The 16030-nt window shown below is 72.9% G+C and carries 15 protein-coding genes; 11 read left to right on the forward strand and 4 right to left on the reverse strand.

Translation table 11 applies throughout. From position 1 onward, the window contains the following. Positions 1-512: 512 nt before the first annotated feature. Both ACGF4C_RS33895 and ACGF4C_RS33900 read left to right on the forward strand, forming a co-directional pair. Entirely contained in the window at positions 513-1667 is a 1155-nt protein-coding gene (locus tag ACGF4C_RS33895; RefSeq protein ID WP_393571612.1) for a DUF2330 domain-containing protein, read from the forward strand. A 67-nt stretch (positions 1668-1734) separates the two neighbouring features. After that, complete coding sequence (locus ACGF4C_RS33900; RefSeq protein ID WP_030415283.1) at positions 1735-2064, forward strand: antibiotic biosynthesis monooxygenase; 330 nt, start codon at positions 1735-1737, stop codon at positions 2062-2064. 146 nt (positions 2065-2210) lie between these two features. On the opposite strand, the gene ACGF4C_RS33905 is transcribed toward ACGF4C_RS33900, so the two are convergent. After that, positions 2211-2570 carry a DUF4190 domain-containing protein gene (locus ACGF4C_RS33905; protein WP_393571614.1) on the reverse strand — a complete coding sequence of 120 codons (360 nt, stop codon included), beginning with the start codon at positions 2568-2570 and terminating at the stop codon, positions 2211-2213. Positions 2571-2778: 208 nt separating this feature from the next. On the opposite strand from ACGF4C_RS33905, the gene ACGF4C_RS33910 reads away from it, so the two are divergent. Further along, positions 2779-3435 (forward strand): GNAT family N-acetyltransferase, encoded by a 657-nt coding sequence (locus tag ACGF4C_RS33910; RefSeq protein WP_393571616.1) that lies wholly within the window; start codon positions 2779-2781, stop codon positions 3433-3435. Positions 3436-3439: 4 nt separating this feature from the next. Here the strand turns inward: ACGF4C_RS33910 and ACGF4C_RS33915 are convergent, their stop codons facing one another. After that, positions 3440-5524 carry a DHA2 family efflux MFS transporter permease subunit gene (locus tag ACGF4C_RS33915; RefSeq protein ID WP_393571618.1) on the reverse strand — a complete coding sequence of 695 codons (2085 nt, stop codon included), beginning with the start codon at positions 5522-5524 and terminating at the stop codon, positions 3440-3442. A 248-nt stretch (positions 5525-5772) separates the two neighbouring features. Between ACGF4C_RS33915 and ACGF4C_RS33920 the strand changes: the two genes are divergently transcribed. Continuing rightward, a complete protein-coding gene (locus ACGF4C_RS33920) occupies positions 5773-6837 on the forward strand; it encodes a peptidoglycan-binding protein (protein WP_393571620.1) in 1065 nt (354 codons plus the stop codon). Positions 6838-7024: 187 nt separating this feature from the next. Then, positions 7025-7687: an HAD-IA family hydrolase gene (locus ACGF4C_RS33925; protein WP_393571622.1), complete on the forward strand. Its 663-nt coding sequence runs from the start codon at positions 7025-7027 to the stop codon at positions 7685-7687. A gap of 67 nt (positions 7688-7754) precedes the next feature. Here the strand turns inward: ACGF4C_RS33925 and ACGF4C_RS33930 are convergent, their stop codons facing one another. Together ACGF4C_RS33930 and ACGF4C_RS33935 are read right to left on the reverse strand one after the other, a co-directional pair. Continuing rightward, positions 7755-8336 (reverse strand): TMEM165/GDT1 family protein, encoded by a 582-nt coding sequence (locus ACGF4C_RS33930; RefSeq protein WP_393571624.1) that lies wholly within the window; start codon positions 8334-8336, stop codon positions 7755-7757. A 193-nt stretch (positions 8337-8529) separates the two neighbouring features. Then, positions 8530-9288 carry an ABC transporter permease gene (locus tag ACGF4C_RS33935; protein WP_393571626.1) on the reverse strand — a complete coding sequence of 253 codons (759 nt, stop codon included), beginning with the start codon at positions 9286-9288 and terminating at the stop codon, positions 8530-8532. A gap of 284 nt (positions 9289-9572) precedes the next feature. On the opposite strand from ACGF4C_RS33935, the gene ACGF4C_RS33940 reads away from it, so the two are divergent. The 6 genes from ACGF4C_RS33940 to ACGF4C_RS33965 all read left to right on the forward strand — a co-directional run bounded on the left by ACGF4C_RS33940 (position 9573) and on the right by ACGF4C_RS33965 (position 16027). Beyond that, entirely contained in the window at positions 9573-10217 is a 645-nt protein-coding gene (locus ACGF4C_RS33940; protein WP_393571714.1) for an HNH endonuclease family protein, read from the forward strand. A 261-nt stretch (positions 10218-10478) separates the two neighbouring features. Further along, positions 10479-12506, forward strand: coding sequence for an FAD/NAD(P)-binding protein (locus tag ACGF4C_RS33945; protein WP_393571628.1), 2028 nt, complete (start codon positions 10479-10481; stop codon positions 12504-12506). A gap of 79 nt (positions 12507-12585) precedes the next feature. Further along, the gene (locus tag ACGF4C_RS33950; protein WP_393571630.1) at positions 12586-13050 is read left to right on the forward strand and encodes a DoxX family protein; all 465 of its coding nucleotides are present in this window, start codon (positions 12586-12588) and stop codon (positions 13048-13050) included. Between the two features lie 244 nt (positions 13051-13294). Continuing rightward, positions 13295-13969, forward strand: coding sequence for a DedA family protein (locus tag ACGF4C_RS33955; RefSeq protein ID WP_393571632.1), 675 nt, complete (start codon positions 13295-13297; stop codon positions 13967-13969). Between the two features lie 143 nt (positions 13970-14112). Further along, positions 14113-14706 carry a GNAT family N-acetyltransferase gene (locus tag ACGF4C_RS33960; RefSeq protein ID WP_393571634.1) on the forward strand — a complete coding sequence of 198 codons (594 nt, stop codon included), beginning with the start codon at positions 14113-14115 and terminating at the stop codon, positions 14704-14706. 163 nt (positions 14707-14869) lie between these two features. Further along, positions 14870-16027: a methyltransferase gene (locus ACGF4C_RS33965; RefSeq protein WP_393571636.1), complete on the forward strand. Its 1158-nt coding sequence runs from the start codon at positions 14870-14872 to the stop codon at positions 16025-16027. The last annotated feature ends 3 nt before the right edge of the window (positions 16028-16030 follow it).

A 16030-nucleotide genomic window follows, 5' to 3' on the forward strand; every position in this document is an offset into this window, starting at 1 on the left:
CTTCACGACCACAACCAGGTCGTGAAGGCCGACGTCACGCTCGGGCCCGAATTAACCAACAGCGTCGGAAACCTCCGGCCGGGCCCTCGCTGCGTCCTCGGGCCGGGGGCGGCCGAGGCACGGCGCGGGGCCCAGGACTGGGTGCGGCAAGGGCGGGAACCCGCCACCCCCACCCCCCCCGCCCCCCCCCCCCCCCCCCCCCCGCCGCCCCCCCCCCCCCCCCCGCGGGGTCCCCCCCCCACGTCACGCTCGGGCCCGAATTAACCAACAGCGTCGGAAACCTCCGGCCGGGCCCTCGCTGCGTCCTCGGGCCGGGGGCGGCCGAGGCACGGCGCGGGGCCCAGGACTGGGTGCGGCAAGGGCGGGAACCGGCCACCCCCTCCCCGCCGTCTGTGTCGACGCTGCCGACTGCGGCTGCCGGGGGAAGCAAGCAGCCTGCCGGGTGCGGCGAGCAGCCTGCCGGGCGAGAAGCCCAGGTCAGACATGGTGCAGGAAATGGGGCGGGGAACGACATGGCTCTGGCGACGGTCCGGCCACGAGTGCGACGGGCGGCGGCACGGGCCGGTGGACGGCGGCGGGCACACCGGCAGGCGCTACTGGTGGTCCTGATGCTGCTGGCCGTCCAGCTGGTGTCGCTGGCCCGCCCGGCGTACGCCTGTGGGTGCGGCGCGATGGTGCACGACCCGAAGACCACCATGGCCGTGGGCCGGGAGACCTCGGTCGTGCGCTGGGACGGCAGGACCGAGCAGATCGTGATGAGCCTGCAGGTGAACGGCACCGCCCCCGACGCCGCGTGGATCATGCCCGTACCGCACCGGGCCACGGTGAAACTGGGCGATCCGGCGCTCTTCGACCGCCTCGCCACGCTGACCGAACCGGCCGTCGCGCAGCGCCACTACTTCTGGCCGCACGGAGGCGACTGGCCCTTCGGGCACAACGGGGACGCCGCCGAGGCCCCGCCGCCGTCGGCGGGCAGCCCCGGCGTCGGGGTCGTCGGCCGCGAGCGGCTGGGCCCGTTCGACGTCGCCCGGCTCACCGCCACCGACCCCGGCGCACTGCGCAACTGGCTGAAAACACATGGTTTCCACCTCCCCGCCCCCCTGGCGAGCGCCCTCCGCCCCTACGTCTCCCAACACTGGGAGTACGTCGCGATCCGCCTGGCCCCTGCCGAACGGGACCGCACGCTCTCCGGCACCCTCGATCCGCTGCGGCTGACCTTCGCCAGCGCCCGGCTCGTCTACCCGATGCGGCTCTCCGCCCTGGCCACGACCCCGCAATCCCTGGGCCTCTACGTCCTCGCAGCGCACCGGATGGAGCCGCGCGGCACGATCGGCGGCTCCCGCCCCGAGGTCTTCTTCGCAGGCCGCGTCCGCCCCGAGGGATCCCTCAAGGACCTCGCCGGCAGCCACCCGGCCTTCCTCACCGCGATCGACCAGAGCTTCCCGCAACCGCACCGCATCACCGGCGACCACGAACTGCGCCGCACCGCCCACGACACCCCCTTCCGGCGGGTCCGGTACGAGTACGCGCTGCTGACGGTGGCCGGCGTCCCGGCCTGGATCGTGACGGTCGCCGGGACCCTGCTGCTCCTCCAGGCAGCAGCGGCAGCCCTGGCCCTGTCGGTCGCCGCCCGCAGGCGCCGCCGCATGCCCGCCGCCACCGGGTGAGCGCACCGAGCAGCCGCCCGGCCGCCCCTTACGCCGCCTTGTCCGCCCCGTACGGCACGATGGGGCCATGAGCATCGTGAAGATCAACGTCCTGACCGTCCCCACCGAACAGCGCGAGGTCCTGGAAAAGCGCTTCGCCTCCCGCGCGGGCACGGTGGACTCCTCGGACGGCTTCGAGTGGTTCGAGCTGCTGCGCCCGGTGGAGGGCACCGACAACTACCTGGTGTACACGCGGTGGCGTGACGAGGAGTCATTCCAGGCGTGGATGGAAGGGCCCATGAAGGCAGCGCACCAGGGCGGCGACCAGGCCGGCGGCGAGCGGCCGAAGCCCGCCGCCAGCGGATCCACCCTGTGGTCGTTCGAGGTCGTTCAGCAGGCAGCTCCTAAGAAGGCGTGACCGAACCGACCGCCGGAGTGGGGCGGCAACCGGTGAAGTGACGCGAACGACGCGCATGAAGTGACGCGAACGACCAGGACCTCTTGGCAGCACTGCGGTGTCGAAAGCCCGCTGCGCCAAGAGGTCCTGTCATGCATGTCCCGTCGTCACGATCCGGTTGCCGCGCCGATGATGAGGAGGACCAAGAAGATCGCGTAGCCGACGCAGCCGATGATGCCGGTCACCAGCCCCGCTATGGCCAGACCGTCGCCCTTTTGCCCGGTGCGCTGTATCTCGCCGCGCGCTCTGGTGCCCAGGACGATGGCAAGCGGCCCCGTGACGATGCCTATGAAAGGGATGACCAGCGACGCGATTCCGGTAACCATGGAAGCCACGGCTTTACCGCTCGTCGGCTGTGGTTGTGGTGGGTATTGCGGATACGGAGCAAACTGCCCCGGCGGGTACTGCTGCGGGTACTGCTGCTGGGTAGGTCGGTTCCGAGGATCCTGGGGCTGCTCGGTGCTCATGGCGCTCTTTCCTACTTCCGTGAGGCCTTTTCCGCCCTTCCCCCCTGCCGAAAACAGATAGGTATGCGCTCTTACGACCGTCTCTCGGGGATACCGGTCGTGCAACTTGATCGCGTGACCGGTTTTCGCAACCGGTCGTCCCACCCTCAACCGGTCCGGTCCGCAATTCCGTTGCGGCCGACCCGGTCCCGGCCGCAACAATGACGCCATGAGCGACGCCGCCACCCTCCGGCCCCCCACCCCCACCCCCACTCCCACTCCGGCTTCCACTTCCACTCCCTGGACCATCTCCACCGAGCCGGTCGATTCGCCGGACGCGCGGGCGCTGCTGCGGGAGTACTACGCCGAAGTGGCGGACCGGTACTTCACGCTGCACGAGGACCGTCTCTCGACACCGCAGGAGATCGACGAGGGGGTGGCGGAGTATCCCGTGGCAGATCTCGCGCCGCCGCACGGCGTGCTGTTGGTGGCCCGCCGCGGCGGTGAGACGGCGGGCTGCGCCGGCGTACGGCTGCTGGACGCGTGCACGGCCGAGCTCAAGCAGATGTTCGTGCGGCCCGCCGCGCGCGGCCTGGGGGGCGGCGGCGGGCTGCTCATGGCCGCCGAGGCGGCCGCGGCCCGGCTGGGTGCAAGGCGGATCCGGCTGGACACCCGCCTGGACCTGACGGAGGCCATCGCGCTCTACCGGCGGCACGGTTTCGTCGAGATCGCTCCGTACCACGACGACATCTACGCGGAGATCTTCTTCGAGAAGCACCTCGGCAGCGGCGATGGCAGCCACAGCGGCCACGACGGCCCCAGCAACGGCACAAGCGCCAGCAGCGACAGCAACGGCGCCCCGTCCGGGGGCCGTCACTCCGCCTAGCGGCTCACCGCGCGAGGCCCGGTGGCCGGGGCGGCCGGGGGGAGGCGGCGGGGCGCGGCACCGGCTGCCGGACCTGGCCGACGTACGGCTCCTCCGCGTCCGAGCCGCACAGCTCCGCCGTCAATTCCCTTACCAGCTCGGTGAGGTCGGTGGGCCGGTCCTTGGTCCACCAGTCCCCCAGCATCTCGGCCAGCGACTCCTGGCGGGCCGCCGACAGCCGCTCCGTGACCTCCCGCCCCCGGTCGGTCAGCAGCATCAACAGCCCGTCGCGGGTGGCCAGTCCGCGCTCCTCGACCTGGCGGACGCTCTCGGCGAGCACGCCGAGCGGGACGGTGGTGCGTTCGGCGAGCAGTCCCGGTTCGACCGATCCGTAGCGGTGGATGCGCAGGAGCAGCCAGCTGGCGGCCGGTTTGAGGTCGAGGCCGGCCCGCTCGGTGATCTTCTCGTAGATGTGCTTGCGCCCCTCCATGCTGCCGAGTTTGGACAGCGCACGGGCGCACTCGTCGCGGGACGACCGCTCGACGGGGTTGGACGACAGCACCTCGGTGGTGTCGGGGGCGGTCACGCTGCTGCGCAGCGGCTCCTCCTTGAGGAACCAGGCCAGCACGAACGCCACGAAGACGACCGGCACGGCGTAGAGGAAGACGTCGGTGATCGAGTTCGCGTAGGCGTGCAGCACGCCGGCCGCCTGCCGGGCCGGCAGCCGGGCGACGGTACGTGGGTCCTGGGCGATCTTCGCCGGGTCGACGCCGGGCGGCAGTTGCTGTCCGGCCAGTGCGGCCGCGATCCGCGGTCCGAGCTTGTTGGCGAAGACCGTGCCGAAGAGGGAGACGCCGAACGAGGCGCCGATGGAACGGAAGAACGTCGCGCCGGACGTGGCAACGCCGAGGTCCTGATAGGCGACGGCGTTCTGCACGATGAGCACCAGCACCTGCATGACCAGGCCGAGTCCGAAGCCGAAGACGAAGAAGTAGCCGCTCATCTCGGCGACGCCGCTGGACGGGTCGAGCCGGTGCAGGAGCAGCAGTCCGAGCATCACCACCGCGGTGCCGGCGATCGGGAAGACCTTGTAGTGGCCGGTGCGGCTGACGATCTGGCCGGACGCGGTGGACGAGAGCAGCATGCCGAACACCATCGGCAGCATGTGCACACCGGACAGCGTCGGTGAAACGCCCTGGACGATCTGCAGGAACGTCGGCAGGTACGTCATCGATCCGAACATCGCAAAGCCGATGACGAAGCCGATGACGGCGGTGAGCGAGAAGGTGCGCAGCCGGAACAGACGCAGCGGAATGACGGGTTCGGCGGCCCGGCGCTCGATGAGGACGAAGGCCCCCAGGAGGACGACGCCCAGCGCGCCGAAGCCGATGATCTGCCAGGAGAACCACGGGTAGCTGACGCCGCCGAGCGAGGTCATCAGGACGAAGCAGGCGGCGACCGCGGCGATGGTGACGGTGCCGAGGTAGTCGATCCGGTGCGGGGTGCGGTCGCTCGGGATGTGCAGGACGGCGGCGATCACGGCGAGCGCGACGATGCCGATGGGGACGTTGATGTAGAACACCCAGCGCCAGCTGAGGTGGTCCACGAACACCCCGCCGAGCAGCGGTCCGAGGACGCTCGTGGCACCGAAGACCGCGCCGAACAGCCCTTGGTACTTACCGCGTTCGCGGGGCGGCACGATGTCGCCGACGATCGCCATCGACAGCACGATCAGACCGCCGCCGCCCAGTCCCTGGACGGCCCGGAACGCGATCAGCTCGCCCATGTTCTGCGCGATGCCGCACAGCACCGAGCCGATCAGGAAGATCACGATGGCGGCCTGGAACAGCTTCTTGCGTCCGTATTGGTCACCGAGCTTGCCCCAGAGGGGCGTCGCTGCCGTAGAGGCCAGCAGGTAGGCGGTGACCACCCAGGAGAGGTGGTCGAGGCCGCCGAGTTCGCTGACGATCGTGGGCAGCGCGGTGGCGACGATGGTCTGGTCGAGCGCCGCGATGAGCAGGCCGAGCAGCAGCGCGCCGATCGCGACGAGAACCGTCCGCTGCGACCGGCGCTCTCCCGGGACGGCAGGAGCGCTGGTGTCCGGCGCCATGTGCGTCTCCTTCGTTGCGGGTACGGCGGTTCGGGTCCGGGTGCCCGCCTTCCGGGCTTCCAGACGTCTTCCGTCGCGTTCCATGGTGGGCGGTTCCGGCCGATATGGCCCGCCGAGCGGTGATCGGCACCCGTCGTCGGACGGCGGACACCTCGGGTATGCCGGGCGGATGTCCGCGAGCACCTGCGCGGGCGCGGCAGCGTCTGGATAATCGCTGCCTGTTCGGGCCTCCAGGGAGGAGCGCACTCGTGACGGCATTACGGACCTGCCCGCACTGCTTGGCCCCCGTACGGAGCAACGGCTGGCCCACGTGCCTGTGTGCGGCGGCCGATGCGGACGACTTCGATCCGCTGCGCGTACGGCCGTACGTGTCCCTGCCGGAGGAGGCACCGCCCGACGGGACGCGGACCGCCGACGGGCCGACCGACTCACCGCCGGGGACCGGCTCCCGGCCGGAGACCGGCTACGGGAGGGAGTCCGACCCCGGTGCGGGCCCGCCGGCCGGGGGGACGGCGGACGCATGGGAGGACTTACCCGGGGTCGACGCCGCCGTGCACATAGCGAACGGCCCGCCGCCCCTCCCTGCCGCCGCCTCGGAGCCCTTGGTGCCCCGAGCGCGCCGCCCGGCCGGACCGACCTCGCGGACGTACCGCTCCGCCCCCGAGGCTCCGCCCCCGCCCGCCCCCCCGTCCCCCGCTCTTCCGCCGCCTGCTCGCCCGCCCCACCGCCGGCGCGCACTGCCCGCCGTACTGGTCGCGGCCGGCGCGGCGGTGGCCGCCACCGCGGTCCTGATCAGCACCGATGCGCTGTCGGACGGCAAACAGGACCGCGCCGCCCCGCCCGACCGCGGCAGCGTCGCCCCCACCGCCGCCTTCCCCACCGGCGGCGCCCCTTCCGCCACCCGGAACGGCACCCCGGCTCCCCCGTCCCCCCACCGCTCGCCCTCCTCCGGCGCCACCGGCATCGCCACCCCCAAGGCCACCGTCAGGCTCTCCCGTACGGCCGCGCCGCCGCCCGCGCCCACCAGGGCCTCCGGCAGCGTCACCGACTCCCCCGGTGGCGACGACCCGAGCACCGCTCCCACCGGGCCGATCGTGCTGCGCGAGGGTTCCAGCGGCCCGGAGGTGACCGAGCTCCAGGGGCGGCTGCGCCAGCTCGCCCTCTACCCGGGCGCCGGGGACGGCCGGTACGACGCGGACGTCCGGGACGCCGTCTCGCGCTACCAGCGGGCCTACCGCGTCACCGGCGACCCGGACGGCGTCTACGGCCCGCGAACCCGGCAATCACTGGAGGCCCGCACCCGGGAGCCGTAGGGAGCCGGGTGGTCGGCCGGGCCGGGCCGGCCACCCCCGGTTGTCGCACCGCTCCGCATTTTGTATCGTGAGAAAACAAAGTGGTTCCGCCCGCACTCCCTGACCGGCGGGCGGAGCCGCTTGTCCTCCCTGCGCCCGTACGGTTCCGCGCCGCCCGAGCGCACGTAGCGCCCAGGAGCTCCCGCCGATGACGGCCACCACCACGCTCACCGCCCGCGCCCTGCTGCTCGACATGGACAGCACGCTCGTGAACTCCGAGGCCGTCGTGGAGCGCTGCTGGCGCCGCTGGGCGGCCGAGCAGGGGCTGGGCGCGGACGAGGTCCTCGCGGTCGTCCACGGCCGCCAGGGATGGGCCACGATGGCCGCGCTGCTCCCGGACCGCCCGATGGAACGCAACCTGGCGGACAACCGGCGGATGCTGGCGCAGGAGACCGCCGACATGGACGGCGTGGTGCCGGTCCCCGGCGCGCCCGCCTTCCTGGCCGCCCTCGCGGACCTGCCGCACGCCCTGGTGACCTCCGCGGACGTCCCGCTCTCGGACGCGCGGATGGCGGCGGCCGGGCTGCCGATGCCCGCCGTACGGATCACCGCCGAGAGCGTGAGCGCCAGCAAGCCGGACCCGGAAGGCTTCCTCAAGGGCGCCGCCGAACTGGGCTTCGCCCCCGAGGACTGCCTGGTCTTCGAGGACTCCGAGGCGGGCATAGCGGCGGGCCGCGCGGCCGGCATGCGGGTGGTCGGCGTCGGCGACCGCGCCGCGGCGTACGCCCCCACCGCCCACGTCCGCGACCTCACTCACCTCCGCGTCGAGGCCCTGCCGGACGGGCGCATCGCGGTCCACGTCGAGGACTGAGGCCCCCGCCTCCGGGCGGAGGGCTCTGGCCACGCTCGGCCACGCCCCCCACCCCGGCCCGCAGGCCTCAGCCCGCCAGTGCCTCGTAAAGGCTGAACGCCGCCAGCAGGGCCATCACGCCCGCCGCGATCTTGGTGATGAGCCTGAGCGGGACGTGCTTCATGAGCGTGCGGCCGCCCAGGATGCCGAGCCCGGCCACCGCCCACAGGCCCAGCACCGCGCCCACGCCGACCGACACCGGGTCGTCGTAACGGGCCGCGAGATTGGCCGTCATGATCTGGGTGAGATCGCCGAACTCGGCCACCAGGATCATCATGAAGCCCGCCCCGGCGACCTTCCAGAAGCTCTGGTCGGCGGGCGTGGCCACGTCTTCCTCGTCGTCGTCCTTCTTGAAGAGCAGCACCGCCGCGCCCACCAGGAAGAGCACCCCGACCACGCCCTGGACGACGCGGTGCGGGAGCAGGGTGAGCACGCTGCCCGCCACGATCGCGAGCGCGACGTGCACCAGGAAGGCGGCGGCGACCCCCACGAAGACGTACGAGGCGCGGTAACGGGTGCCGAGCATCAGCCCGGCGAGGGCGGTCTTGTCGGGCAGTTCGGCGAGGAAGATGACGCCGAAGACGACGGCGGCGACGGTCAGGCTGAACACGGGGCGGAATACCTCGATCGGTTGGGCCGCACCAAAAGGGGCCCGGGAAAGGGGTCGCTTCGGCACGGCAGCGTCGGACACTGCGGCCGAAGGTCTCGCTGGCGCGCTGCGTACCGCCCGGCGGTATCCGCATCGCGCTCCGGGCGCCGGCCCCCCACGAGGGAGGGCAGTATGTCGACGGTCCGGCGGAGAGCTACTCCCCTTCTGCTGTCCTCAAGGGTACGCGGTGCAGCAGTCCGCGCGCGACCAGCTCCAGCACCACCGCACAGGCCGCCACCTGCACCGCCAGCAGGGCGATGAGCACGAACAGCTGCACCGCGCCCGCCTGTACGGGCGAGGCGCCGCCCAGCAGCATGCCGACGAACGCCCCGGGAAGTGTGACCAGCCCCACGGTCCGGGTCTGGTCGAGCCCCGGCAGCAGCGCGTCCGACGCGGCCCGGCGGGCGACCTCCATCCGCGCGTCGCGGTCCAGCAGCCCCAGCGCGAGCCCCGCCTCGAACTCGCCCCGCCGGGTCTCGAGCTCGTCCAGCGCCCGCCGCCCGCCCAATACGGTCGCGGTCAGCGCACCGCCGATGAGGATGCCGGCGACGGGGATGAGACTGAGGCCCCGCGGCGGCACCAGACCGGTCGCCAGCAGCAGCCCGACGACCGGGACCACCCCGGTGGCGATCGGCACGGCGGCCCACCACCAGGTGCGGTTCTGGGTGATCCGCCGGCCCGCGGTCCGTACCGCGACCGCAAACATCAGCACCAGGAAGCACAGCAGCCACGGAAGTGCGCGCACCACCCAGCCGATGAGGTAGGAGACCGCGGCGAGTTGCGCGGCCGCCCGTAGTCCGGCGACCGCAATGGCCCGGCCGTGGCCGAGATGCGTCAGGCCGGCGACGGCCACGGCGGCGACCAGGAGGACGGCGAGAACGACCCCGAGGGTGGTATTGACCGGCAGCAGCACGCGCTCACTGTAGGGCGGGCGGGAGCGGACGCAGGCACCTCGGCCGACGCGGACACCTCAGCGGGCCAACCGGAGTGCCGTCGTGCACACCACCGGAGCGCCGCCTTCCACGCCAACCGGAGTGCGGCCACCTACTTATGGCGACCCGTCAGCTCTTGATCTGTCGTGAGCATGTCGTCACTCTGTTACCTGGTGCCCACCCCGTGGCAACCCCACCTCACCACCATGGGCCCGCACCGCAGTCAACTTCCCCCCACTCCAAGGGAGTTCCGATGGCAAAGACCGTGTCGAAGGTCTACGCGCGTCGAGTGTCCATCGCCGCGGGTTCGGCCGCGGCGCTGTTCGGCACGCTGGTGCTGAGCGGACAGTCCGCCCAGGCCGCACCGCCCAGCCCGCCGAGCGCGGCCACCGCCCGTACGTACCTCGCCCAGATCAAGCAGCAGCCCGAGGGGCCGCAGGACGGCTACAGCCGCGCCAAGTTCCCGCACTGGATCGACCAGGGCAAGAGCTGCAACACCCGTGAGGTGGTGCTCAAGCGCGACGGCAAGAACGTGCACCAGGACGGCAGCTGTGCGGCCGTGAGCGGCACCTGGGTCTCGCCCTACGACGGTGCGACCTGGACCAAGGCGTCCGACATCGACATCGACCACGTCGTCCCGCTGTCGGAGGCCTGGAAGTCGGGCGCCGCGAAGTGGACCACCGCCCGCCGCCAGGCACTCGCCAACGACCTGACGCACTCCCAGCTGATCGCGGTCACCGACAACGTCAATCAGGAGAAGGGCGACAAGGACCCGGCGAAGTGGCTGCCGCCGAAGACGTCGTACCGCTGCCAGTACGCCCGGATGTGGGTCTGGGTGAAGCACGAGTACGGCATGACCGCGGACTCCGCGGAGAAGGCCGCCCTGAAGAAGATCCTGGACCGCTGCTGAGGGTCCCCGGGAACCCTGGAGGGCCGTCGCCGCCCGCCGACCGGACACCCGGTCGGCGGGCGCGCCCGGTGGGCGTTCCCGGCGAACCAGGGCGACCTGCCCGGCCGCCGGTCACCGCCCTGTGGAACCGGTGTGATTCTCGGCGCACCCGGGTGCCGCGGCGGCGCTGCGGGCGGTGATGATGGGGCGCATCTCGCCGCCCGCACTCTCGGACGGCGGCGCCCGCGCGCCGGCCGTCCACCGCCCCAGGGAGACCCCCTCTTGGCCGCCGACCACATCGCCGACCGCCACCCCCGCCCCGTCGCCGCCCTCGCCGTCGTCGGTGCGGGGCCGCGCGGGACGAGCGTGCTGGAGCGGATCTGCGCCTCGGCCGCCGAACTGGCCCCGGGTGCCCGGCTGACCGTTCACCTCGTCGATCCCGCCCCGCCCGGCGCCGGCCAGGTATGGCGCACCGCCCAGCCGCCCGAGCTCCTGATGAACACCGTCGCGTCCCAGGTCACGCTCTTCACCGATGACAGCGTCGAGTGCGCCGGCCCGATACGCACCGGTCCGAGCCTGTACGCCTGGGAGGGGTGCGAGCTCGGACCGGACGACTATCCGGGGCGCGCGCTGTACGGGCGCTATCTGGAGTGGGTCTTCCGCCGTACGGTGCGCACCGCCCCGGAGGAGGTGACCGTCGAGGTCCACCGGGCCCGCGCGGTACGGCTGGCCGAGGCTCCCGACGGATCGCAGTCGCTCACCCTGGACGACGGCCGGACCCTGCACGGCCTGGGCGGCGTGATCCTCGCCCAGGGCCATCTGCCCACCCGCGCCGGGCCCGAGGAGCAGCGGCTGGCCACGTACGCCGCCGGACACGGCCTGCGCTATCTGCCGCCCGCCAACCCGGCCGACCTCTCCGCCGACCTGGAGGCGCTGGCCCCCGGCCGCCCGGTGATCCTGCGCGGTCTCGGCCTCAACTTCTTCGACCACATGGCGCTGCTGACGACGGCCCGCGGCGGCAGGTTCGTCCCCGGCGCGGACGGCCGGCTGCGGTATCTGCCGTCCGGACGCGAGCCGCGGCTGTACGCAGGCTCCCGGCGCGGCATTCCGTACCACGCGCGCGGTGACAACGCGAAGGGCGCGCACGGCCGCCATCTGCCGCTGCTCCTGACGCCGGACGTGATCGCCGCCTTCCGCAAGCGCGCGGACTCCGGCGATCTGCCCGACTTCCTGACGGAGGTCTGGCCCCTGGTGGCGAAGGAAGTGGAGACCGTCTACTACGAGGCGCTGCTGGCCCGACGCGAGGCGACGGCCCCGCACCCGGCCACGCGTTCCGGCGAGTCGCATGCCTCCGACGACTCCGCCCCCGCCCGGAAGCACCCTGAGGACCCCACCCCCTCCCGATACCGCTTCCGTGAGCGCTTCCTCGGTACCGCGCACCGCGGCGCCGAAGAGGCCGCCGTATTGGACGCGTTCGGCATCGCGCCCGCCGACCGCTGGGACTGGCACCGGATTTCCCGGCCGCACACGGAGCACGGTTTCGCCGACCGCGGCGCCTTCCGGGAGTGGCTACTGGAGCATTTGCGGAAGGACATCGCGCACGCCCGGCAGAACAACGTCTCCGGGCCCGTCAAGGCGGCCCTCGACGTCCTGCGGGACCTGCGGAACGAACTGCGGCAGATCGTCGACCACGGCGGACTGGCCGGCGCCTCCCGGCGCGATCACCTGGACCGCTGGTACACCCCGCTCAACGCCTTCCTGTCCATCGGGCCGCCGCGCCGCCGGATAGCGGAGATGGCGGCCCTCGTCGAGGCGGGCGTGCTGGAGGTGGTCGGCCCCAGGATGGCGGTCCGAACGGGCGCCGCGGACGGCAACGGCCCCGGTTTCACGGCCACTTCGCCGGACGTACCCGGGTCGGAAGTGACGGCGACGGCGCTGATCGAGGCCCGGCTGCCGGAGCCCGACCTGCGGCGCACCGGGGACGCGCTGCTGTCCCGGCTGCTGGCCGACGGCGGTTGCCGGCCGCACACGGTGGACGGCTACGAGACCGGCGGTCTGGACGTGACGCCGAGCCCGTACCACCTCATCGAGGCGGACGGGCGGCCGCATCCGCGGCGGTTCGCGGTCGGGGTGCCGACGGAGGGCGTGCACTGGGTGACCGCCGCGGGGGCCCGCCCGGGGGTGGGTTCGGTGACGCTGGCCGATACGGACGCGGTGGCCCGGGCCGCGCTGAGGGCCGCGCTCAGGGCCGCGCCGACCGGCCCGGAGACGGCTGGCGCGGGCCAAAGATCACGTTTAACCAAAGGTTGAACTTGCAAGTACTGGTTAGGTACCCCTAACCTATGCTCCGCGGTTCCCATCGTCCCCAGAAACCGTAGGAGCTCCCCACATGTCAGCACCGCTGAACTCGTTCACCCAGAGAGCGACGCCGCACGTGCTCGCACTCTTCCGCGTCGTCGTCGGCCTGCTCTTCGCCTGCCACGGTGCCTCCTCGCTCTTCGGCGTCCTGGGCGGCGCGATGGGCCAGGGCGGCACCGTCCCCACCGGCGCCTGGCCCGGCTGGTACGCCGCCGTCATCCAGCTGGCCGGCGGCATCCTGGTGCTGTTCGGCCTGGGCACCCGCGCCGCGGCGCTGATCAGCTCCGGTTCGATGGCGTACGCGTACTTCTCCGTCCACCAGGGCAGCGCGCTGTGGCCGATCCAGAACGGCGGTGAGGCGTCGGCGATGTTCTGCTGGGCCTTCCTGCTGATCTTCTTCACCGGCCCCGGCGCCTGGGCGCTCGACCGGGTCTTCTTCGGCGACCGCAACCAGGAGCCGGCCCCGGCCGCCCAGGGGGAGCCCTCCGCCATCTGATGCCCCCGGGGCAACAGCTGCGCCTACTTCCGCGGCCCGTACGGCACCTCCGCCGTACGGGCCGCGGCCTCTGCACACGTACGGGTCGTGGCGTAGGTACGCGTACGGGCGGCGGCGTGTGCACGCCCCGCGGGCGGGGGCCGGACATCCCGGCCGAAATGGCCAGGCGTACGCTGTATGGCCGTAAAGCCGCCCCTGCCGCACCGAGCGACGTCGCGGCGGGGTTCGGACCGGGAGAAGGACGTTGTTGGAAAGCCTGGGGTCCCTCAGCGGCACCCCTTGGTTGTATGTGATCGTCAGTCTTTCGATCCTGCTCGATGTGTTCGTCCCGATCCTGCCGAGTGGCGTCCTGGTGATCGCCGCGGCCACCACGGCCGCCGGCACCGCGGCCACGGGCACCACGGCCGCGAGGACCACCACCGCCGGCGACGCGGTCGAGATGGCCTCGTCCGTCCACGGGGGCACCCACCTCGCCGAGATCATCTCCCTGGTGGTCTGCGCGGCCACCGCGTCGGTACTGGGCGACATGGTCGCCTACCGGCTCGCCTGGCGCGGCGGCGACCGCTTCGACCGGGCCATCAGCCGCTCCCGGCGCCTCACCGCCGCGCAGGAACGCCTCGGCGCGGCGCTGACCCGCGGCGGTGGCGGCCTCGTCGTACTGGCCCGCTTCGCCCCGGCCGGACGGTCCGTGGTCAGCCTCGGTGCCGGCGTCGCGCACCGTACGGTCCGCGAGTTCCTCCCCTGGTCCGCACTGGCCGGCCTGGCCTGGGCCGCGTACAGCGTGAGCCTCGGCTACTTCGGCGGCCACTGGCTCGGCACGTCCTGGATGAGCACCGCGCTCTCGGTCGTCGCCCTCTTCGCCGCCGGATCGGCCGCCGCCTATCTGGTGCGCCGCCCACAACGCCACACCGCCCACTGAGGCGGGGGCGAGGCGGGGGCGGGGTCGCGCGGCAAGGGCGGAGGCCCGGGCCCCGGGCAGCGGCCGGCCGGTCGAGGCCCGTCCGCCCGCACGGGCGGAAATCTCCTGGCACGTTGTCAGACCCTGCTGCGACGATGAAGGACATGACCAGCAGCACCGACGACGCACCCGAGCCGGCCCCCGCAGCAAGCCCGTCCGCCGCAGCGAGCCCGGCCACCATGGCTCGGCCCGCCCGGCACGTCCGCCCGGAAACCGCCGAGGACATACCGGGCGTCCGCCGGATCAACCTCGCGGCCTTCGAGACGGCCGAAGAGGCGGACCTCGTCGATGCCCTGCGCCGCGACCGGTCGGCCTGGCTGCCCGGCCTCTCGTACGTCGCCGACGCCCCGGACGGCACCCTGGTCGCCCATGCCCTGCTGACCCGCTGCCATGTCGACGACGTACCCGCCGTCGCGCTCGCCCCCTGCGCGGTGCTTCCCGCGCACCAGAAGTCCGGTGCGGGCAGTGCCGTGATCCGGGCGCTCCTCGATGCGGCGCGCGCGGCCGGCGAGCGCACCGCGATCGTGCTCGGCCACCCGCCGTATTACCCACGCTTCGGCTTCACCCCGGCCGCGAGCCGGTTCGGCATCCTTCCCCCACAGCCCTGGCCGGACGAGGCCTTCCTCGCGCTCTCCCTCGACGGCTCCGTACCCCCGCGCGGCACGGTCCGCTATGCCGCCCCCTTCGGCATCGACTGACCGAGGCGGCACCGATACGGAGTAGAGTCGAGCGTCACAGCCCGCCCACCGCCCAGCCGCGCATGCGGCGACGCCACCACCACAGTCGCCCACCGCGGGCGGGGCAGGCACCGCCCGTCGGCGCCCCGGGCCGGGTCCGAACCACACACGCGAGGCACATTCGGTGAACCAACCGCCGGTCGTCCATTGGACCGAGGCCGACCAGCCCCGTTCCGCCCGTTGGCACTCCGAGAACGGCTCCCCGCCACCCCGCCGCATCGTCATCGCCGACGACCGGACCCGGGCCAACGACGCCTACAAGCTCGCCTGTGAGGGCACCGCCCTGCTGTGGCGCGGCGACTTCCACAACGCCCGCCAGCTCCTGACGGCAATGGCCCGCCGCATCGACCGCCGCCCCCGCAAACCGCTGCCCGCCGACGCCACCCAGGCATTCCATGTGCACCGCGCCGCGCAGAACCACCGCGCCCGCATCCTGGGCATGCTGCTGATCCCCCTCGACGCGTCGTACGCCGTCCCCCTGCACCGCGCCCCCGACGTCCGCGAGGCCTGCACCAGGGCCTACGGGGCCCCTGCGCAGGAGCTTTCCCTCCTCTCCCTCCGTGAACTCCTCGCCCTGATCGGCGCCAACGAATGGCGCAAGAAGGGCGTGGAGATCCCGGCACTCGGCGGCGACCGCATCCATCCCCACTACGGCGTCTTCTCCCCCGCCCGCGGCGAATACGTCGACCTGGTCGCCGAGGCCCCCCTCCCCTCCCAGGACCTGGCGTTCGACATCGGTACCGGCACCGGCGTACTGGCCTCGGTCCTCGCCCGGCGCGGCGTACGCCGGGTCGTGGCCACGGACCAGGACCCCCGTGCGCTGGCCTGCGCCCGCGAGAACACCGAACGGCTGGGCGTCGCCGACCGGGTGGAGGTGGTCGAGGCCGACCTGTTCCCGTCCGGCCGTGCCCCACTGATCGTCTGCAACCCCCCATGGGTGCCCGCGAAACCGACCTCCCCCGTGGAGCACGCGGTCTACGACCCCGGCAACCGCATGCTGCACGGCTTCCTCAACGGCCTCGCCGACCACCTCACCGAGACCGGCGAAGGCTGGCTGATCCTCTCCGACCTCGCGGAACACCTCGGCCTGCGCCCGCGCGCCGAACTCCTCGACACCATCGCCCAAGCGGGCCTCACGGTCCTCGGCCGCCTCGACATCGCCCCGCGGCACCCCCGCGCCCGAGACGCCTCGGACCCGCTCCACGTGGCCCGCATGGCCGAAGTGACGTCCCTTTGGCGCCTGGGCCTTGCCCACCGCGCGACGCCCTCAGGCACGCCGTAACCC

It is taken from the genome of Streptomyces sp. NPDC048197 (assembly GCF_043202395.1).
In the GTDB taxonomy this organism is placed as follows: domain Bacteria; phylum Actinomycetota; class Actinomycetes; order Streptomycetales; family Streptomycetaceae; genus Streptomyces; species Streptomyces siderophoricus.